This is a genomic window from Haloactinospora alba (assembly GCF_006717075.1).
Classification (GTDB): Bacteria; Actinomycetota; Actinomycetes; order Streptosporangiales; family Streptosporangiaceae; genus Haloactinospora; species Haloactinospora alba.
On sequence record NZ_VFQC01000003.1, the window covers coordinates 411,905 to 430,832 of the forward strand.

General features: G+C 72.0%; 20 protein-coding genes. 4 read left to right on the top strand and 16 right to left on the bottom strand.

All coding sequences use genetic code 11. The features are described 5' to 3' along the window. Nucleotides 1–19 precede the first annotated feature (19 nt). Complete coding sequence (locus FHX37_RS22325; protein WP_246062500.1) at nt 20–1,678, bottom strand: glycine/sarcosine N-methyltransferase; 1,659 nt, start codon at nt 1,676–1,678, stop codon at nt 20–22. Between the two features lie 498 nt (nt 1,679–2,176). On the opposite strand from FHX37_RS22325, the gene FHX37_RS22330 reads away from it, so the two are divergent. Then, the gene (locus FHX37_RS22330) at nt 2,177–2,770 is read left to right on the top strand and encodes a DUF6069 family protein (protein ID WP_141926252.1); all 594 of its coding nucleotides are present in this window, start codon (nt 2,177–2,179) and stop codon (nt 2,768–2,770) included. A gap of 49 nt (nt 2,771–2,819) precedes the next feature. Here FHX37_RS22330 and FHX37_RS22335 read toward each other — a convergent pair whose 3' ends face one another. From FHX37_RS22335 to FHX37_RS22345, 3 genes are read right to left on the bottom strand one after another with little or no spacing between them, the layout of a single operon-like run. Next, on the bottom strand, nt 2,820–3,146 hold the full coding sequence (locus FHX37_RS22335; protein WP_141926253.1) for a DUF4333 domain-containing protein: 327 nt from the start codon (nt 3,144–3,146) through the stop codon (nt 2,820–2,822). Nucleotides 3,147–3,199: 53 nt separating this feature from the next. Continuing rightward, a complete protein-coding gene (locus FHX37_RS22340; protein WP_141926301.1) occupies nt 3,200–3,868 on the bottom strand; it encodes a response regulator in 669 nt (222 codons plus the stop codon). Further along, complete coding sequence (locus tag FHX37_RS22345) at nt 3,865–5,142, bottom strand: sensor histidine kinase (RefSeq protein ID WP_141926254.1); 1,278 nt, start codon at nt 5,140–5,142, stop codon at nt 3,865–3,867. The genes FHX37_RS22340 and FHX37_RS22345 overlap by 4 nt, the downstream gene beginning before the upstream one ends. Nucleotides 5,143–5,259: 117 nt before the next feature. Between FHX37_RS22345 and FHX37_RS22350 the strand changes: the two genes are divergently transcribed. Then, the gene (locus tag FHX37_RS22350) at nt 5,260–6,474 is read left to right on the top strand and encodes a hypothetical protein (protein WP_141926255.1); all 1,215 of its coding nucleotides are present in this window, start codon (nt 5,260–5,262) and stop codon (nt 6,472–6,474) included. Here the strand turns inward: FHX37_RS22350 and FHX37_RS22355 are convergent. Next, nucleotides 6,437–6,658 (bottom strand): hypothetical protein, encoded by a 222-nt coding sequence (locus FHX37_RS22355; RefSeq protein WP_141926256.1) that lies wholly within the window; start codon nt 6,656–6,658, stop codon nt 6,437–6,439. The genes FHX37_RS22350 and FHX37_RS22355 overlap by 38 nt on opposite strands. Nucleotides 6,659–6,744: 86 nt before the next feature. On the opposite strand from FHX37_RS22355, the gene FHX37_RS22360 reads away from it, so the two are divergent. After that, nucleotides 6,745–7,359 carry a TetR/AcrR family transcriptional regulator gene (locus tag FHX37_RS22360; protein ID WP_170181682.1) on the top strand — a complete coding sequence of 205 codons (615 nt, stop codon included), beginning with the start codon at nt 6,745–6,747 and terminating at the stop codon, nt 7,357–7,359. Nucleotides 7,360–7,481: 122 nt separating this feature from the next. Here the strand turns inward: FHX37_RS22360 and FHX37_RS22365 are convergent, their stop codons facing one another. From FHX37_RS22365 to paaA, 7 genes are all read right to left on the bottom strand, one after another. After that, the gene (locus FHX37_RS22365; protein ID WP_141926258.1) at nt 7,482–8,153 is read right to left on the bottom strand and encodes a class F sortase; all 672 of its coding nucleotides are present in this window, start codon (nt 8,151–8,153) and stop codon (nt 7,482–7,484) included. A gap of 3 nt (nt 8,154–8,156) precedes the next feature. Then, nucleotides 8,157–8,834, bottom strand: coding sequence for a hypothetical protein (locus tag FHX37_RS23350; protein ID WP_211352006.1), 678 nt, complete (start codon nt 8,832–8,834; stop codon nt 8,157–8,159). A 198-nt stretch (nt 8,835–9,032) separates the two neighbouring features. Beyond that, nucleotides 9,033–10,142 carry a 1,2-phenylacetyl-CoA epoxidase subunit PaaE gene (gene paaE, locus FHX37_RS22375; RefSeq protein WP_141926259.1) on the bottom strand — a complete coding sequence of 370 codons (1,110 nt, stop codon included), beginning with the start codon at nt 10,140–10,142 and terminating at the stop codon, nt 9,033–9,035. Between the two features lie 10 nt (nt 10,143–10,152). Next, the gene (gene paaD, locus FHX37_RS22380; RefSeq protein WP_394344531.1) at nt 10,153–10,665 is read right to left on the bottom strand and encodes a 1,2-phenylacetyl-CoA epoxidase subunit PaaD; all 513 of its coding nucleotides are present in this window, start codon (nt 10,663–10,665) and stop codon (nt 10,153–10,155) included. Then, complete coding sequence (paaC, locus tag FHX37_RS22385) at nt 10,659–11,483, bottom strand: 1,2-phenylacetyl-CoA epoxidase subunit PaaC (protein ID WP_141926260.1); 825 nt, start codon at nt 11,481–11,483, stop codon at nt 10,659–10,661. The genes paaD and paaC overlap by 7 nt, the downstream gene beginning before the upstream one ends. Then, on the bottom strand, nt 11,480–11,800 hold the full coding sequence (paaB, locus tag FHX37_RS22390) for a 1,2-phenylacetyl-CoA epoxidase subunit PaaB (protein ID WP_141926261.1): 321 nt from the start codon (nt 11,798–11,800) through the stop codon (nt 11,480–11,482). Before paaB ends, paaC begins: the two co-directional genes overlap by 4 nt. Then, nucleotides 11,797–12,774: a 1,2-phenylacetyl-CoA epoxidase subunit PaaA gene (paaA, locus tag FHX37_RS22395; RefSeq protein WP_141926262.1), complete on the bottom strand. Its 978-nt coding sequence runs from the start codon at nt 12,772–12,774 to the stop codon at nt 11,797–11,799. The genes paaB and paaA overlap by 4 nt, the downstream gene beginning before the upstream one ends. A gap of 448 nt (nt 12,775–13,222) precedes the next feature. Between paaA and FHX37_RS22400 the strand changes: the two genes are divergently transcribed. Then, the gene (locus tag FHX37_RS22400) at nt 13,223–13,723 is read left to right on the top strand and encodes a phosphoribosyltransferase (RefSeq protein WP_141926263.1); all 501 of its coding nucleotides are present in this window, start codon (nt 13,223–13,225) and stop codon (nt 13,721–13,723) included. A gap of 536 nt (nt 13,724–14,259) precedes the next feature. Here FHX37_RS22400 and FHX37_RS22405 read toward each other — a convergent pair. The 4 genes from FHX37_RS22405 to FHX37_RS22420 all read right to left on the bottom strand — a co-directional run bounded on the left by FHX37_RS22405 (nt 14,260) and on the right by FHX37_RS22420 (nt 18,842). Next, nucleotides 14,260–14,478, bottom strand: coding sequence for a hypothetical protein (locus tag FHX37_RS22405; protein WP_141926264.1), 219 nt, complete (start codon nt 14,476–14,478; stop codon nt 14,260–14,262). Nucleotides 14,479–14,781: 303 nt separating this feature from the next. Continuing rightward, entirely contained in the window at nt 14,782–16,965 is a 2,184-nt protein-coding gene (locus FHX37_RS22410) for a hypothetical protein (protein ID WP_141926265.1), read from the bottom strand. Then, on the bottom strand, nt 16,962–17,669 hold the full coding sequence (locus tag FHX37_RS22415) for an ABC transporter ATP-binding protein (RefSeq protein ID WP_141926266.1): 708 nt from the start codon (nt 17,667–17,669) through the stop codon (nt 16,962–16,964). Before FHX37_RS22415 ends, FHX37_RS22410 begins: the two co-directional genes overlap by 4 nt. A 144-nt stretch (nt 17,670–17,813) precedes the next feature. After that, on the bottom strand, nt 17,814–18,842 hold the full coding sequence (locus tag FHX37_RS22420; protein WP_246062502.1) for a LacI family DNA-binding transcriptional regulator: 1,029 nt from the start codon (nt 18,840–18,842) through the stop codon (nt 17,814–17,816). Nucleotides 18,843–18,928: the final 86 nt, after the last annotated feature.

Below are 18,928 nucleotides of genomic sequence, written 5' to 3' on the forward strand. Positions count from 1 at the left end.
CTCGATCGCCCTGGCGGGCCTAGTTGCGGTAGTGCAGGATGCCCCAGGCGAGGGATCCGGACTTGCCGCCGTTGACCCAGTTGCGCAGGCCGGTCTTCATGTGGTCGATGTAGTCCTGGCTGATCTTCGTGCCGGAGAGTTCGCCCTCGCGCTTCTCCAGCTCGCCCAGGACCCGACCGTAGTGGGCCGGGAGCTGCTCACTGAGGTCGTCGAACTCGACCTTGGTCATTCCCAGACGGCTGGTCTCCCGGTCGTAGAAGCCCGGGGTGCCCAGGGTGTCCAGGTGCAGCCGCTTCAGGATCGGCTGCAGGTCGTCCGGCTTGGCGGTGTCGGTCGCCATCGGGTCGGTGAAGATGAAGTGGCCACCGGTGCGCAGCACACGCGCGGCCTCCTCCATGACCCGCGGCCGGTCACCGCTGTGCAGGAAGGAGTCCTGCGACCACACGATGTCGAACCCGTTGTCCTGCACCGGGATGTCCTCGAAGTCGCCGTCCAGGACCTCGATGAGGTGGTCCAGGCCGGCGGCGCGGTTCATCTCCCGGTTGCGCTCGTTCTCCACCTCGCTGAGGTTGAGGCAGGTCACCTTGCACCCGTAGGTGCGGGCGAGGTAACGGGCAGAGCCACCGTAGCCGGCGCCGATGTCGATCACCTTGGTGTTCTCGGTGATCTGCGTCTTCTCGGCCATGCGCTCCACGGTGCGACGGCTCGCCTCGGCGATGTCGTCGTCGTCCGAACGGTACAGCCCGACGTGGATGTCGGTGCCGCCCCAGATCGTGTGGTAGAAGGTGTCGGCGTCCTCGGAGTTGTAGTACTCCCGTGCCGTCTGCACCGCGCTGGAGTAGGCGTCCTTGCGCTCCTCATCGCGGTGGTAGGCCTTCTCCGCGATGTGGATGTAGAAGTCCGGCTCGGTGTTCTGGTAGGTCTCCTGGAAGTCCCCGTAGGTGTCGATACGGGGGAACCCGACCTCGCGGATGAGCCGCCGCGTGTAGTCCTTGCGCAGCGGGAACATGTTGAGGTAGTACCGCGACTTGTCCGGGAACTCGTAGGCGAACCGGGCCAGACCCTCGTCCACGTGGTCCGGCTCGGCGGAGACCTCTTCGCCGCAGTAGTAGTAGGTGTGCGAGTTCCCGTACTTGCCGTCGAGCAGCGCGTCGTAGTTGCGCTGGTCGAGGATGAGCACACCCTCCGGGTTCAGCATGGCGTAGAATTCGGCGAGCGCCTTGCGGCGGTCACGCTCGGAGAACAGGTGGGTGAACGAGTTGCCCAGGCAGATGATGGCGTCGTAGGTGCCGTGGACATCGCGGTTCAGCCACCGCCAGTCGGCGCACACAACCCGCAGGATGTGGTCGTCGTAGTTCAGACCGTTGGCGAACGCCTTGGCGAGCATCTCCGGGCTGCCGTCGGCGCTGACGGTCTCGAAACCCTCTTCGAGCAGCCGCACCGAGTGGAACCCGGTGCCGGTTGCTACGTCCAGTACCTTGCGGACCCCACGCGACTTGAGCTGCTCAACGAAAAAGGTGCCTTCGCTGGCATAACGGGCCTTCCAGTCGATGAGCTCATCCCACTTATCGACGAAGCCCGTAACGTATTCTTCCTTGTAGTGGTCGGTGTCGCGAACTGCTAGCGGGTCGTCTCCAAAACTTTGCTGATCCTGACCTTTGATAGTTCGACTCCTCACACTCGAAACCCCTCGTCCGCAGCCAGCACACGACGCCGAGGGTAAAACTTCGGGTAAGACCATTGAAAAGCATATACCCCACCAGAATTCAAGCCCGAACCCCCCTCAGGTTAACGTTTTCGCAGGTCATGGCCCGAAAATTCGCTGGGTTACTTCTCCATACCCGTTGAAGTCCCCGGGATAGTAACCCCTGTTCAGCGCCTAAACAGAGATTTATCGCACACACGCCGAATCACATTACGCAACGCATTGCACAGGACGCACCGCGAGAATTAAGGGTCTTTGTAAAAAGAATGTCGGATAGTAATCCGCGAAACTCGTTCTTCTCGGGTCCCCTGTGTCACTGCTTTTTCGTCCGTGTGCCAGGGGGTGCGCGCCCGCCCGGCGCCGCCGTCGCTGCCCGGCGGCGCGTACCTAGCGCGTCAGCGGGATTACATACCGTGACCTGCGGGTATGTGGCAAACGACCGTGTTCCGCGCCGTTGTCGGGGGGATCGGCATGAGTGAGTACGGGAGAGGGAATCGGATCAACGCCGGCTGGATCTGGTCCGGCGGACTGGCAACAGCTCTGGTCGCCGGGCTGGTCATCCTGGTCGGGACGCTCGTGGCGCGCGGAGTGCTGGAGATCCCGGTGCTCGCCCCGGAGGAGGCGGGGTACTTCGGGGACGCCAGTACCGGCGCCTACGCGGCCATGGCGGCCATAGCGGCGCTGCTCGCCACCGCCGTCCTCCACCTGCTGCTGGTGTCCGCACCACGGCCGAGAGCGTTCTTCGGGTGGATCGTCGGCCTGGGGACCGTGGTCGCCGCCGTCGCCCCGTTCTCCCAGGACGCCGGGTGGGCGAGCCAGGCCGCCACCGGAGCCATCAACGCGGCCACCGGCATCGCCATCCTGTCCCTGCTCGGTAGCGTCGCCGCCACAGCCACCGCCGCGGGGGCCCGCACGCGGGGTTACCCCGGCGCCGGGGCCGGTCCGGCGGGCGGGTACGCCAGCGGCTACCGCGACGCGATGCAGCACCGCACCGGCACGCAGGACACCCGCCGCAGCGACACCGAGGAGGACACCACCGCCCAGACCCGTATCGAACGGGAATGACGCCACCCCGGCCCAGCAGCCCGCGGTCCGCCGCGGGGCGGGGCCGGCGTCACTCGCGGGGTTCTCCGTCCACCTCGACCTCGAACTCCACGTCCGACCCGTCGACGCTGGTGGTGGTGACGGTCACCGGGTACGTGTCCCCGTCGTGAGTCACCTCACAGTCGATCGAGGCCTCCACCTCGGCCGGAAGGTCCTCCGCGCACGTCACCTCGTCCGGAGTCCGACCGAGGCGTTCCTGGAGAACCTGACCCGTCCGCTCGGCGACCCGGTCCCGGTCGACGCCCGAACCACCGAATCCCAGCGCCCCGCACCCGGTCGTGGTGAGAGCCAGCACCGCCCCCACCCCCAGGAGCACCGCCCGTGGTGCCGCGACCATCCGCACCGCCTCCTTCGCACACCGTCCGCGGCGCCCGCCCCGCGCGGCCGCCGTCACCCCCCATACTCCCGACGGACGCCGGGACGGACCAGCCCCGCGTCGTAAGCGGCCACGACCGCCTGGGTGCGGTCCCGCACCCCGAGCTTGGCCAGCACGTTGGACACGTGCGTCTTCACCGTCTCCGAGCCCACCACAAGCCGCTCGGCGATCTCGGCGTTGCTCAGCCCGCGGGCTGCGAGCCGCAGCGTGTCGGCCTCCCGCTCGGTCAGCGCGGCCACCGCCCGCACCGCCCGGGGGTCCTCGCGGGAGTGCGCGGCGGCCAGCGACCGGATCGCCTCCGGGAACAGCAGCGCGTCGCCGCCGTGCACCAGCCGGACGGCGGAGACGATGTCCTCGGGGCGGCTGCGTTTCAGCACGAACCCGGAGGCTCCCGCCCGCAGCGCCCCGTACACGTACTCGTCGTTCTCGAACGTCGTCACCACGATCACCCGCGGCGGCGCGTCCAGCGCGGCCAGCAGGGACGAGGTGGCGCGTATCCCGTCCACGCGGGGCATCCGCACGTCCATCAGGACCACGTCCGGACGGGTGCGGCGCACCAGGTCCACCACCCCCGCGCCGTCCTCGCCCTCGCCGACCACGCGCATGTCGGGCTCCGCCCCGAGCAGCGCGCCCAGCCCGGCCCGCACCATGGCCTCGTCGTCGACCAGCGCCACACCGATCACCGGTCGCCTCCCCACGGCAAACGCGCCTCCAACCGCCACGTCCCGTCCTCGGCGCCGGACCGCAGTCCGCCGCCGAGCAGCCGGACCCGCTCCGCCATACCGCGTGTCCCGGAACCGCCACCGGCCCGTCCGCGGACACGGCCGGACCGTACCGGGTTGGTGACGGTCAGCACCAGCGACTCCTCCCCGACACGCACGCCGACCCGCACGGCCACCACCCCGGAGGGGTCCGGGCGGCCGTGCCGCAGCGCGTTGGTGATCCCCTCCTGGCAGACACGGTAGGCCTCCCGGGAGACGACCGCGGGCACGTCCGCCGCGTCGCCCTCGTGGTACAGCTCGACCCGCGCTCCCGCCGCCCGGGCGGACTCCACGAGCCGCGGCAGGTCGTGGAGGGTGTGCTGCGGGGCGGGCGCCGGGGCGTCGTCCCGCAACGCGCCGAGGACGTGGTCGAGTTCGGCGCTGGCGCCGCGCGCCCGCTCGGCGATCGCCGACAGCGCCCGGCGGGCGAACTCGGGGTCGCTGTCCAGCACCCGGCTCGCGGCGCCCGCCTGGAGCGCGACCACGGACAGGGCGTGGCCGACCGAGTCGTGCAGCTCGGTCGCGAGCCGGTTGCGTTCGGCGAGCCGGTCCGCGCGGGCCTGGGCGGCGGCCAGCCGGTCCGCGGGAGAGGGGCCGAGGAACAGCGGAGCCAGCCGGGCCGCGCCCGCCCCCAGCAACGCCGCCAGGTAGACCAGGGCAGCCAGTACCGCCAACCCGGCGGCGGGGCCGAACCAGCGCAATGGCCCCCGCGGCGCCGACCACGCCGGCAGCAGCGGGCTCTGCTGCACCGGTCCGGGAGCGGACACGGGCAGCAGGGCGAGAACCGCCGCCTCCGTCAGCGCGACCATCGTCACCAGGGCGAGCACGAACCCCACCAGGAGGTGCGCGGCCAACCCGGCGGCAGCGCGCAGCCGGTGGGTCGGCAGCGTCCGCGGCTCCTCCGCGAGGCGCCCGCCCACCAGTGCCCGGGTGACCTGCGACTGCGCGTTCGCGACGCCGGGAAGCCACACTGCGGCCGCCCCCAGCAGCGCCGCCGCGGCGGCCGCCACCAGCCCCGCCGGGGCTCCGATGCCCCCGGGCGCGCCCGCGCCGGTTCCGGGGGCCAGCAGGGAGAGCACCACCAGCACCGCCACGTAGAACGGGACGAACAACACCCCGCCCAGCAGCAGGTACACCCACCGGGTGTAGGTGGCGGCGCTGCGCAGCGGTGCGGTGACGCGTCGGACGGTTCCCACGGCAGCATCGTGGCACGCCGCTCCCGGAAGCGGCCTCCCCCGCGCGGGGGAGGCCGGCACGGGATATCCCCCCGTGGCGGGAGGTGTCCGGCCCGGCGCCCCGGCGACGGTGGGGACGTGACAGGAACTCTTCCCAAGCAGAGGGGGCGCGCGATGGTTCCGGACACCGGACAGCGTCCGGCCCACCCCCGGCCGCACCCGCGGCGGGGGTGGCGGGCACGGTGGCCGCTGTGGTCGGCACTGGCCTGGTCGGCGGGGACGGTCGTCCTCGCGCTCGCCTGGGCCAACGGGGTGGTCCCGCACCCCTACGATTCCCTCGCCGACCGCGGTTGGGCGGGATCGGTGCTCACCGCGGCGGGGCCGGCGGCCGGAACCCGGGTCGTGCTGGCGCTGGGACTCGCCGGTGCGGCCTGCGCGGTCCTCGCCCTCCGCGGGCCCAGTCGGCCGGCGGCGCGGCGGGCCGTGCTGGTGTGGGTATGGGCGACGGCGGCGGTGACGTCTGTGCTGCTGGTGCACGGCGCCCTGCTCGCCCTGCTCGGCTACAGCCTGGTGGCACCGGTCCTGGGCGTGTTCGTTCCGGGGATGTGGTCGGCGTATGTGGCCACCGTGGCCACGCCCGGCCACGCTTTCGTCCTGCACTGCGTCCTCGGCGGGCTGCTGTGGGGGTGGGCGGCGCTCACCCGCGGGCGGGAGGTGCGCGGCGCCTGCGTCTCCTGCGGGCGCGGCGCCGACTGGACGCCGTCGCGGGAGCGCGCCACCCGTGGCCGCGCCCTGCGGGCGGGGCGGGTGGCCGTCTCGGTCGCCGCCGCCGGCACGCTGGTCTATCCGGCGCTGCGCCTGCCGTGGGTCGTGGGCCTACCGGTGGCCATGGACGCGTCCGGGTGGGAGACGCTGCGGGCCGAACCGGGGATGATCGCCGTCGGGGTCGGGCTGGGCACGGCCGCGCTCTGCGGCGTGGTGCTCATGCTGGGGCTGGTGCGCGACTGGGGAGTGCGGTTCCCGCGCTGGATGGTGGGGCTGGCGGGCCGGCGGGTTCCGGTGTCGCTGGCGGCCCTGCCGGCCGGAGTCGTCGCGCTGGGGTTCACCGCCCAGGGGCGCGGAGCCTCGATGGCGCTCCTGCTGGGCGAGGTCACCACCCCGGTGGGCGAGGCGTGGGTGCACGTCGCCGCCCTCGCCGCGCTGCTGCCGGGCGGCCTGGCGTTGGGGGCGGCCACCGCCGCCTACGTGGTGCGCCGCCGCGCCGCGTGCCGCGACTGCGGCCGGGGCCTGCCCGAGCAGCTTCCCGGAGCGGGGGTCAGGACGACCTCTTCGCCCGTTCCAGAAGCGCGATGAGAGCCACACACGCGGCTATGACCAGCAGCGGGATCGTGTAGGCTATCGGTGCGTCCGGGCTGCCGAAGAGCAGCCGGAAGGCCCCGCTGTGCTTCCCGTTCAGCATCCACAGCGCCAGCGGGATGACGCCCACGGTGATGCCCGCGATCGCCACCACGCCTTGGAGAGCGTCGAGAGTCCGCATGTTTTTCCTCCCTCTTTTCCAATGCGGTCGCATTGTATGAGGGAGTGCCGGCGATGGCAATGCGGTCGCATTGTTACGCTGGTCCCGTGCCCCGCAAGGTCGACACCGAACAGCAGAAGACCGACATCGCCCGCGCCGTGTGGCGCCTGGCGGAACGCTCCGGACTGGAGTCGGTCAGCCTGCGCGAGGTCGCGGCGGAGGCGCACGTGTCCATGGGCCGCGTGCAGTACTACTTCCGCACCAGGGAGGAGATGCTTCTGCACGGCCTGCGTCTGGCCCAGCAGCGCATGCGGGCGCGCGTCGAGCAGCGGCTGGGGCGCCTGCCCGAACCGGCCGGCGGCGAGGACACCCTGCGCGCCGTGCTCGAGGAGATGACCGGCGAGGACCCCGACACCCGGCAGGCGATACGCGTCAGTGTCGCCTACCACCCGCGCGCCGCCCACGACCCCGAGGTGGCCCGGCTGCTCTTCGGCGACGACGCCGAGCTGCGTTCCTTCGCGGCCGAGACGGTGCGCGCGGCCCAGGCTGAGGGGCGCGCACGCTCGGACCTCGACCCCGAGCACGAGAGCCGCGTCATCTGGTCACTGGCGGAGAGCCTCGGCGTCGAGGTCGCGTTCGGCCGCCTCCCGTTCCGCGACGCCCGGTCCACGCTGCGCTACCACCTCGCGCGCGTCTTCGGAGACGGCGCGGAGTCCCGCTGACGGCGCCGGCCACCGGGCGGTCCCGGTAGGTGCCGCACATCCCGCCGCGCCGCATGCCGCGACCGCGTCGGGCCCCGTCCGGGGAACGTGCACGGCGCTTCCCGCGGCGGGGAAGGGCGTCCTCAATTCCGGTCCCGCACACCGGTGAGGTGGGCGTAGACGACGGTGTTGTCCTCGTAGTGGCCGGTGCCTTCGTCGAAGTCCCCGCCGCAGGTGATCAGGCGCAGTTCCGCTCGGTCGGTCTCCCCGTACACCCGGTCGGTGGGGAAGGAGTCCTTCGGGTGGGTGCCGGTGTCGTGGACCGTGAAAACGGCGGTTGTCCCGTCGCCGCGCTGGACCGTGACGGTGTCGCCGCGCCGCAGCTGTTCCAACCGGTGGAAGACGGCCGGACCCGTGGTGGAGTCGAGGTGTCCCGCGAGGACGGCGGGGCCGCTCTCTCCGGGTGCGGTTCCGTTCCCGTACCACCCGACGGCCTGCCAGTCCTCCGGCGTCTCCAGACGACCCGCCGGTGTGAGACCGAGCCGCACCAGCCGGTCCGTGCGCAGTCCGATCTCCGGGATGGCGAGGGCCACGGGCTCGGACCTGGACAGCGGCCGCGTCCCGCCGTCCCCGCCGGTCCACTGCGTTGTGGGGGGCGATTGGGAGGCGGACACCGCGGTCTCGGCGACACGACGTGGCGGATCGTCCGCGCTGACAGCTCCGGTGAGGAGCGAACCCGCGCCGATAGCCGCGCACGCCGCGGCCGCCGTGACACTGGAGCCACGGCGGCCGCGGCGTGTCCTACGAGACGTCACGGTTCACCCGCTGCGTCCCGGACGCCGTGCCAGGCCGAACGCTCCGGCGACGGCGGTGAGGACGGCAGCCCCCACACCGGCCAGCAGGGCGTTGGCGGCGTTGTCCGAGCCCCCGCCGCCGGTGGCGACGCCTCCTTCCGGTGTGGCGCCGTCCGCGGTGTCCTCGGTGGTCTCCTCCATCCCGTCGCCGTCGGCGGCGCCGTTCTGGTCGGTACCGTCGCCGCCGGACGCCTCCTCGTCGGTCCCGTCCGTGCCGTCGGATCCGTCGCCGGAGTCACCGGTGCCATCGTCCTCACCGTCGGTTCCGGCGCCGCCCTCGGACGTCTCGCATCCGATGCCGTCGTCGTCCGCGTCGAAGTTGTGCGGGTCGCCCTCGCTCACCTCGAAGTTGTCCGAGGTGACATCCGAGCAGTCCAGATCCGGAGGCGGTGGTGAGACCGGCAGGTCCACCGGCTCGTCGGGCCCCTCCTCGTCCTCGAATTCCTCGCATCCGACGCCGTCGCCGTCGGCGTCGAAGTTGTGCGGGTCGCCCTCGCTCACGTCGAAGTTGCGTTGTGAGATGTCCGAGCAGTCCAGGTCCGGTGGCGGTGAGGGTATGCTCTCCGCCGACACCGGGGCGGCTGTTCCCAGCACCAGCACGGCGCTGCACGCCACACCCGCGGCAGTCCGGGCACGAATCATAGTGTCCCCCCGAAGAGTGCGCCGGCCCCTGTCCCGTCGCTCGGCGGACGAGGAACCAGCGCTCGGCGATTCGGGACGTCGGATGGCAAGCACCGACACGCCCCTTATCCACATTGATGGGGCGGCTTGCCTGTGTGTTTCGGGATAAACGGGGAGATGTTCACCCGATTCGCCGGCGTGTCACACCCGAAGGTCGTCTCAGGCGTCGTAGTCCACGGTGACACTGCCGGTCACCGGGCGGGACTGGCAGGTCAGCACGTAGCCCGCGGCCACCTCGTCGGGTTCCAGGGCGTAGTTGCGGGCCATGTCCACCTGCCCCTCGCGCAACCGGGCCCGGCAGGTGCCGCACACCCCGCCGCGGCAACCGAACGGGGCGTCGTCGCGGGCCCGCAGCACCGCGCCCAGCACCCGCGCGTCCGCGTCGGGCGGCATGTCCACGGTGCTGGTGCGGCCGCCGAGGGTGAACGTCACCCGGCGCCCCCCACCCGCGGGTGTCTCCGCCGGGCGGGGGGCGGGGGCGTCGTCGTCGACGCGGAACAGCTCGGTGTGGACGCGGCCGGCCGGAACACCGCGTTCGGCCAGCGCGGCGCGGGCCGTCTCGGCCATTCCCGCCGGCCCGCACAGGTACCAGTGGTCCACGTCGCCGGGCGGGGTGAGGGTGGCGAACAGCTCGGCGAGCTTGTCCGCGTCCACGCGGCCGCTGCACAGCGGCGACTCGCCCGCCTCGCGGCTGAGGACGTGCAGCAGCTGGAACCGGCTCGGGTAGCGGTCCTTGAGGTCCTGCAGCTCCTCCAGCAGCATCGCGTCGCGCGCCCACCGGTTGGCGTACACCAGGGTGAACGTGCTGCGCGGTTCGGCGGCCAGCGTGGTCGCCACCAGGGAGAACACCGGGGTGACGCCGCTGCCGCCGGCCACGGCCACGTGCCTGCGGGCCGACTCCGGTTCCAGCGCGGTGCTGAACCGCCCGGTCGGCGGGAGCACGTCCAGCACGTCGCCCGGCCGCAGCGCCGTGGTGGCGTGCTGGGAGAAGGCCCCGCCGGGGAGCCGTTTCACCCCGATGCGCAGCGGCCCGTCGGGGGCGGGGGAGCAGATGGAGTAGTTCCGGCGCACCTCGCGGCCGTCCAGGACGCACCGCAGGGTGAGGTGCTGCCCCTGGGTGAAGCTGAACGTCTCGGCCAGCTCCGGCGGCACGTCGAACGTCACGGCCACCGAGTCCTCGGTCAGCCGGTCGACGGCTGCCACCGCCAGCGGGTGGAACGTGCCCTGGTGGGCGGCGCCGGTGGTGCGCTCCCCGGTCTCGGCGGTCATGGTCCCCCCGCTACAACGGTTTCACGTGGTCGAACGGTTCGCGGCAGGAGCCGCAGGAGTAGAGGGCCTTGCAGGCGGTGGAGCCGAACCGGCTCACCTCCCGGGTGTCCAGGGAGCCGCAGTGCGGGCAGCGCACGGACAGTTCCACCCCCACCCGGCGGCCGCCGCCGGCGGGGGCCGCGCCCGTGGGCGGCGCGATCCCGTGCTCGGCGAGTTTGCGGCGGCCCTCGGGGGTGATCCGGTCGGTCGACCACGCCGGGGTGAGTTCGGTGCGCACCTCGACGCTGGTGTAGCCGTGCTCGGCCAGCGCGGCGCGGATGTCGTCGCGGATGGCGTCCATGGCGGGGCACCCGGCGTAGGTGGGGGTGACGGTCACCGTGACGGTCCCCGCGGCGTCACACTCCACCCGGCGCAGGATGCCCAGGTCAGCGAGGTTCACCATGGGCAGCTCCGGGTCGCGCACCTCGGCGGCGATGCCGCGCGCCTCCTCCGCGCTGCGGGGATCGGGGACGCGGGTCACCACTGGGCTCCCGGGTGGGAACGGTGCAGGTGCTGCATCTCGGCCAGGAGGTAGCCGAACGGTTCGGTGTGCACCCCGTCGCGGCCGCCCAGCCCGCCCAGGCCGGCGACGGGGGCGACCGCCGGGCGCTGCAGCCCCGCCTCGGCGAGCACCCCGTCCAGGAACGCGTCCCAGGCGGGGCGCAGCCCGGCGGGGTCGGTGCCGAAACCGGTGCCGGAGACCGCGCGGGCCACCCCGTCGGAGGCGAACACCTCGGCGGTGTAGGGCCACAGCGCCTCCAGGGCCCGGGTCATTCGGCGGGCGCTCTCCCCGGTCCCGTCGCCGAGCCGCACGGTCCACCGGGCCGCGTGGTCGCGGTGGTAGGCGGCTTCCTTGACGGCTTTGGCGGCGATGCCGGCGAGCTCACCGTCGGTGGAGCCGCCCAGCGCCGTGTACAGCTCCACGGCGTAGGCGGAGAACAGCAGCTGGCGCGCGACGGTGTGCGCGAAGTCGGTGTTGGGGAACTCCACGAGGCGGCAGTTGACGAACTGGCTCTCGTCGCGCAGGTAGGCCAGCTCGTCCTCGGTGCGCAGCACCCCGGTGAGCTGTTCCTCCAGCCGGCCGGCGTAGCTCAGCAGCAGGCGGGCCTGGCCCAGCAGGTCCAGGGAGATGTTGGACAGCGCCACGTCCTCCTCGAGCTGGGGCGCTCGGGTGACCAGCTCGGCGAGCCGGTGGCTGGCGACGAGGGCGTCGTCGCCCAGCCGCAGCAGGTAGGACACGGCGGCGGTGTCGGCGGTGACGGCGCGTGCCCCGACGCGGTCGGGGGCGTCCTCTGCGTTCACAGGTGCTCGACCCCTTCCGGTACCTCGTAGAAGGTCGGATGCCGGTACACCTTGTCGTCCGCCGGGTCGAAGAAGGACGCCTTGTTCTCCGGCGCGGAGGCGGTGATCCGCGCCGAGGGCACCACCCACACGCTGACTCCCTCGCCCCGGCGGGTGTACAGGTCGCGGGCGTTGTACAGGGCGTGCTCGGCGTCGGCGGCGTGCAGGCTGCCCACGTGTACGTGCGACATTCCCCGCCGGGCGCGTACGAACACCTCCCACAGCGGCCAGTCGCGGGTGTCGTCGTGGCTCCGCTGCCCCGTGTCGTCATCGGTCACGGTGTCGCCTCCTCTCGCGTGCGCGCTGCCCGGTTGGCGGCGTGCGCGCGTGCCGCCTCCCGCACCCAGGCGCCGTCGGCGTGCGCGGCGCGGCGGCGTTCCAGCCGCTGCCGGTTGCACGGGCCGTTGCCCTTGAGGACCTGTTTGAACTCGCTCCAGTCGATCTCGCCGAAGTCGTAGTGGCCCCGCCGCTCGTTCCAGACGAGGTCGGCGTCGGGAAGGGTGAGGCCGAGCGCCTCGGCCTGCGGCACGATCATGTCCACGAACTTCTGCCGCAGCTCGTCGTTGGAGAAGCGTTTGATCCCGTAGGCCATCGAGGTGTCGGAGTGGGCCGACTCGGCGTCGGGCGGTCCGAACATCATCAGGGACGGCCAGTACCACCGGTTCACCGCGTCCTGGGCCATCTCCCGCTGGGCGGGTGTGCCGCGCGCCAGCACGTGCAGGATCTCGAACCCCTGGCGCTGGTGGAAGCTCTCCTCCTTGCAGATGCGCACCATGGCGCGGGCGTAGGGGCCGTAGGAGCAGCGGCACAGCGGCACCTGGTTGGTGATCGCGGCGCCGTCCACGAGCCAGCCGATCACCCCCACGTCGGCCCAGGTGAGGGTGGGGTAGTTGAAGATGGAGGAGTACTTCTGCCGCCCCTCGTGCAGCAGGTCCAGCATCTCGGCGCGGCTGGTGCCCAGGGTCTCGGCGGCGCTGTACAGGTACAGGCCGTGGCCGGCCTCGTCCTGGACCTTGGCGAGGAGGACGGCTTTGCGTTTCAGGCTGGGGGCGCGGGTGATCCAGTTCGCCTCGGGCTGCATCCCGATGATCTCGGAGTGGGCGTGCTGGGCGATCTGGCGCACCAGGGTGTCCCGGTAGTCGTCGGGCATGTCGTCGCGGGGCTCGATGCGCTCGTCGGCGGCGATCATCGCGTCGAAACGCTCGCGCCACCCGCCGTCGCCGGTGTGTTGGGTGTCCTCGGTGATGGTCATGCCGGGCCTCCGGTGCGCGTCCCGCACTTACTTACCGACCGTTCAGTTAGAAAATACTGCGGAGGCGAGGTGGGAGTCAATGCGTGCTCCCGCCGGGGCTCGGTCCCCGCGGGGAGGGGCGGCCGTTGGCCATGTCACGACGGGAGCGGAACCGGTCCTGTCCGGGGCGGAGGGGGCGGATCCGGCTTTGGGTGGGCCTAGAAGCGGCCGGACGGTGCCGTGTCCGCACCCCTGTCGGCGGTACCCTGGCCAGGGTCAACACCAGCACGCTGTTCCCCGTTGCCGCCGGGCGCACCAGGAGTGGCGCTTCCGCCGGAGGCGGCGTGGTTCGGCCCCGCCTCGACGGGTTCCGTGGTTGGCACCGTGCCCGGAAAGCGACGGGCACCCCTGGCTGGGCGCACCCGGGTCCCGCCACCGCACTCGACATACGGCATCCAGGGAGATACGCGTGAGCGACGACGGCCGCGAGCACCTGACCTACGACCTGTTCGGCACCGCCGTGCGCGAGCTGGCGCAGACCATCGCCGACGACGGGTACGAGCCCGAGATCATCCTGTCGATCGCCCGCGGCGGGCTGTTCGTGGCCGGCGGTCTGGGCTACGCGCTGGGAGTGAAGAACCTGAACGTCGTGAACGTGGAGTTCTACACCGGTGTGGGGGAGACGCTGGACATGCCGGTGTTCCTGCCGCCGGTCCCCGACACCGTCGACCTGAGCGAGAAGAAGGTCCTGGTGGCCGACGACGTCGCTGACACCGGCTCCACCCTGAAGCTGGTGCACGACTTCTGCGCCGAGCACGTGGCCGAGGTGCGCACCGCGGTCGTGTACGAGAAGCCGCAGTCCCTGGTCAAGTGCGACTACGTGTGGAAGCGCACCGACCGGTGGATCAACTTCGCCTGGTCGGTGCAGCCACCGGTGGTGCAGCGCGAGGGCCAGGTCCACGACGCGTGAGCGCCGAAGCGGGGTGCCGGCGGGCGCGGAGCGGCGTCGGCACCCGGCGTTGCCGCGTGACACATCCCGGACGCGGGCGGGGCGTTCCGTGGCCGGCGGTGCCGCGCTTCCCGTGCGGGACCCGCCTGGGAAGCGGTGCTAACCGATGATCTCCCCGCCCACGGCGTAGCCGTTCTCGGCGGTCTCGTGGATCTGGACCATCACGAACGAGCGGATGTCCTCCTGTTTCCGCTCGCGGAAGAAGCCGCTGACCGTGTTCGTCAGCCGGTTGGCCGCCGCGTCGCTGAGGGCGGCGGCGCGACAGCGCGCACGCGTTGTCCCGGCCGTCTGTAAAGCGGGTTAAACGTCCTCAGGCATGCTTACCCTGGGTCTCCGGTTCCGAGTTTCGGAACCGGCGAGTGGTCCTCGGCGGAGCTAGGAGAGCCCCGCACGCGGCCAAGGTGAACACGGGGGTCGCCCGGGACGCTCCCCCTCCGACTCCTCACGCACCGGTGCCGGGAGTGTGGCCCTGGCGTGCGGACAGACGCTGCGGGAGGTCAGGATTCCTCTCCTCCGTCGCGTTTCGCCCGTAGCGCGGGGAAGGCGACGTAGAGGCAGCAGCAGAGGACGACGAACACGAGTACGTACAGCGTGTCGCGCATGGCCAGTCCACCGCCCAGTACGGCGAACACCGCTATGGCGAGGAAAGCGAGCAGCCCGACAAGGACGGACCTGATCGTTCGGCCAAGGACGGAGGAGGTTGCTCGTGCTGCCATGCGTTCGTGGTCCTCGCTGTCCGTAGGGGGTGCCGGCGCTGTTCGCCGCGGCGCCAGCCGGTGCGGGGAGTCACATGGTAGCGGGCGCGGTGGGGGCCAATCCCCGCAGTGCGGCGTATCCCGGCGGCGCCGAACTGTGGGAGAGGCATCTCGTCCCCGCTGCTGGTAAGTGACCTCGGCCGAGTTCGGCAATGGTGGAAGGGCCGGAGCACACCCCTTGGTGGTCCTTCCCACAGCAGGCTGTGGGTGAGCGCCAGGACGAGGGTGTTCGGTACCTCGCTGGGCGCACCACTGTCCGGAAGCTCACTCCTGACCGGGACGCCAGGCTGCGGCTGTCCGAGCGGTCACCATTCCCGCCCCCACACCGGCGGCGAGCGCCAGCGCGACCGCACCGACCGTGATACCGGCCAACGTGTCGGGAGGGGTCACCGGCACCTGGCGGCTCTGCTGGATCACCGTGCCCAGCGGCACGCTCAACCCTGACGCCATGACCGCGGCCACCGACATGGGAACGGTGAGAACCGCTACGGCGGTACCGACATGCCACCGTCGCCGTCCGGTGAGCGCGCTCACCGGTGCCATGACGCGCCCCGCCTCCAGGACGTTCGCCCCCGCGCTGACCACCCCGGCGGCGGCGAGCAGTCCCAAGCCATAGGTTCCCAACAGCACCCCCCACTCGGACAGGCGCGCGTTCGCCGCGCTGCGCTCGAACGACGCCAACTCGTCCACCTGGGTGGTGGGACCGAGCACGGGTTGGACAGCGGTGTGCACTCGGGAACGGGACAGGGGCTGTTCGGTAGGGGAGAGCACGACCAGCTGGTCCAATTGGCCACCGTCGGGAACGGTGGAACCGGCACGAACCCGGGCGCTGTCCGTGACCTGCCAGCGCAACAGTTCGGTGACCCGCATGTCTCCCGCGTCGCTGGTGATCGGGGCGGGGTCGGTGGCGCACTCCAACCGCAGTGACCGCAGCACCGAGCACGGCGCGCGCAGAGTCGTTCTCCCACGGTCCTGTGAGGCGGTGACCAACCCGGCCGCACGCGCCCGGTCCGGCAGCTCCCGGACGGCCTCGGACACGCGCCGCTCGTCCAGCTCGTGGGCCGACACCAACAGGGCGGATCCCCCGACGCGCTCGTTGGCCTCGCGTGCCTGCACCGTCATGGGCGTGTCCGACACGGCGAAGTACTGGATGTTGACCACCGTGACCACACCGATCACGACCGGGGCGACCAGTCGGGCGAGCGTGCCGGGACGGTGGTGGTACCAGCGCCCGGCCACGAGCCACGTGGGCCGTCCCGCGCGGGCTCCGCGCCGGGCGATACCGGAACCGAGCCGGGCGAACGCGGCGGCCAGGGCCGACGGCGCCAGAGCCAGCGCGCACAACAGCCCCACGGCGTAGACAGGAATGGTCCACCAGTTCCCCGGCGGCAGGAGGGCGGCACCGGAGGCGAGTGTGGTTCCCAACGCGAAAACCCCGAGTTTCCACGTCGCGACGTGGTCGGACGCGGGGCGCGGCCGGGTCACACCGCGCTGGCTTCGGCGGGCGTGCAGCATGGCGTAACCGAGAACCGCCGTCAGGGCGGATCCGGCCACCGCCGCCGGCACGGCCCACCACACGCGGCGCAGGTCGCCGCCCCGAACGGTGTAGTCGATCCCAGGAACCGCGGTGTCGGTGAGCAGTAGGGGTGCCGCGAACGCGGCGCCCACGGCGGTGCCGGCGAGGACGGCCGGGAGGCAACCGGCCGCGCCGGTGAGGAACTGGTGCCGGGCGTGCGCGCCCAACGCGGTGAGTAGTGCGGCGCGCCGGTCCCGCCCCCGGGCGGCGTACCGGGCGGCGACGACGAACAGCGTCCCCGCCGGCAGCAGCACGAGTGTCACGTACGACGCGACCATGAGCGCGGGCGCGGCCGGGGTGATGGTGATGTTCTCGCCGAAGGGGTAGGAGCCCGGCGGCCCGAAGCCGCGGATGGGATACATCCAGTCCTCGGGGACCGTCGCGCCGTCGGGCAGCCCCACGTAGGCGAGGCGTTCGGTGGGGGACAGCAGCCCCCGCGGTCCGATCGTTCCGGTCGGGTCGCCGTAGCGTTCGCCGATCCCGGGTTCGGCCCGTGCGAGAGCCGGCGACATGTGGACCTCGCCCGGCTCGGGCCACTCGTCCAGACCCGGAGGCGGGTCCGCATCGCGGTCCACAGGGTCCAGGTAGACGACCGAATGCTGCTCCCGCGTGACACTGTCGGGACGCTCGCCCCACCACGCGACGGCCTGCTCGGTCGTGTCCGTGATCCGGGGTTGGCGCTGCGCCTCGCGTAGGTCCCGTCCTTCGAAGGTGGCCAAGATCGCCACCAATCCCAGCACGGTTGCGGTGAGAGCCGCGGTGGCAGCGGCGAGAACAACTACCCGGGTGTGTTCCGTGGGGCCGCGGCCCGTGGCAGAGCTTCCGAGCCGGACGAGGAAACGTGCCAGTCGCGGAGGGGTGGCTCGGCTCATGGGGACACCCGTTCCAGCTGGCCACCGCGCAGCCGGAGCACGGTGTCGCCCCGGGCGGCCATGTCCCGGTCGTGCGTGACGACGACAAGAGCGCAGTCCCGCTGCTGGGGGAGGGAGAAGAGGAGGTCGGCGACCGTGTCGTGCGTGTCGGGGTCGAGGGCGCCGGTGGGTTCGTCCGCGAGGAGGAGGGGCGGGTCGGTGATCAGCGCCCGGGCCACGGCGGTGCGCTGGTACTCACCGCCGGACAGGGAGGTGGTGCTCTCGGCGGTGGTGGCGACCTCCAGCTCGGCCAGCAGTCGGCGGGCCCGTTCGTTGGCGTGGTCCGCGTCGAGTCCCGCCAACAGTCCGGCGAGGACCACGTTCTCCGTCGGGGTGAGTTCCGGGAGGAGCTCCCCGGATTGGAACACCATTCCGATGTCCCGGCCGCGCATGGTGGCCAACCCGCGCCGTCGCATCCGGGTGACCTCGTTGCCGAGTACGCGCACACTCCCGGCATCCGGAGTGCTCAGACCCAGGACGCAGGAGAGCAGCGTGCTCTTGCCCGAACCGCTGGGGCCGGTGATCACGGTCGCCGTTCCCCGCTCCGTTTCCAGGTCCACTCGGTCAAGCAGGCGGCGACCACCCACCGTGTGGCACAGCTGAGCCAGGCGCAGCGGTACCGCCCGCTCTGTCGTGTCCGGTGCGGGCGCGGTCGTGGGGGGCATGGGAGTCCTCCGGGGGAAAAGGAAGCCGCTACAGGGTGGCATGTCCCAGCGGCGCTGATCTCGGCAAAGGACACCTACCGTGAGACGGAGACAGGCGTTCTCCACCGAGGTCAGCGCTGACGGCAGGGCCAGCGCGCCCACCCCTCAGGCCGACTCCCGCTGTACGAGGTGGGTGTCCAGCACCACCGCCGCGGGTTCCGCCGCGGCGGCCCTGCCTGTTCCGGCGAGGCCCTCGGCGAGCAGGCGCGCCATCTCGTGCCCCATGCGTTCGGCGGGCTGGTGCATGGTGGTCAGCGGTGGTTCCGCGTGCATCGCGATCGTGAAGTCGTCGTGGCCCACCACCGCCACGTCCTCGGGGACCCGCCGGTGCTCCTCCCGCAGCACCCGCAGCGCCGCCGACGCCATCAGGTCCGAGGCGACGAACAGCCCGTCCACCTCCGGGCGCGCCGACAGCAGCTCACGCATGGCGCGCTCCCCGCCCTCGTAGCTGAAGTCGCCCACGGCCACCAGGCCCGGGTCGGGTTCCCGACCGGCCTCGCGCAGCGCCTGCTGGTAGCCGTGCAACCGTTCCACCCCGGCCACCATGTCCTGCGGACCGGCGATGGTGCCGATCCGGCCGCACCCCCGGTCCACCAGGTGGCGGGTGGCCATCCGCCCCCCGCCGGTGTTGTCGATGTCGACGTAGCTGGCGCCCTCCCGCCCCAACGGGCGGCCGCCGTGCACGCACGGCATCCCCGCCTCGGTGAGCCACCCCGGAAGCGGGTCGTCGCGGTGCTCCGACAGCAGCAGCACCCCGTCCACGTGCTCGCTCGTCAGGAACTGGCCCGCGCGTTCACGCTCCTGGGCGGAGGCCACCATGGTCAGCAGCAGCTGCAGGTCCCGCTCGCTCAGCGCCGCGCTCACCCCCTTGATGACCTGGGCGAAGAACGGTTCGGCGAAGATGCGTTCGTGCGGCTCGGACACCACCAGCGCGACCATGTCGGTGCGGCGGGTCACCAGGGTGCGCGCCGCGTGGTTGGGGACGTAGCCCAGATCCGCCACCGCCCCCAGCACGGCGTTGCGGGTCAGTTCGCTGACACTGGCGGAACCGTTGATGACGCGGGAGACCGTGCCGCGTCCCACCCCGGCGCGCTTCGCCACCATCTCCAGTGTCGGCCGCTGCTGACCACTCACGAACGCCTCTCCCTCCCGTGGTTCCCCGGGGCGCGAACGAGCGCCGCCCGGGCGTGCGCATCCCCATCATCGTGCACGCCCGGACG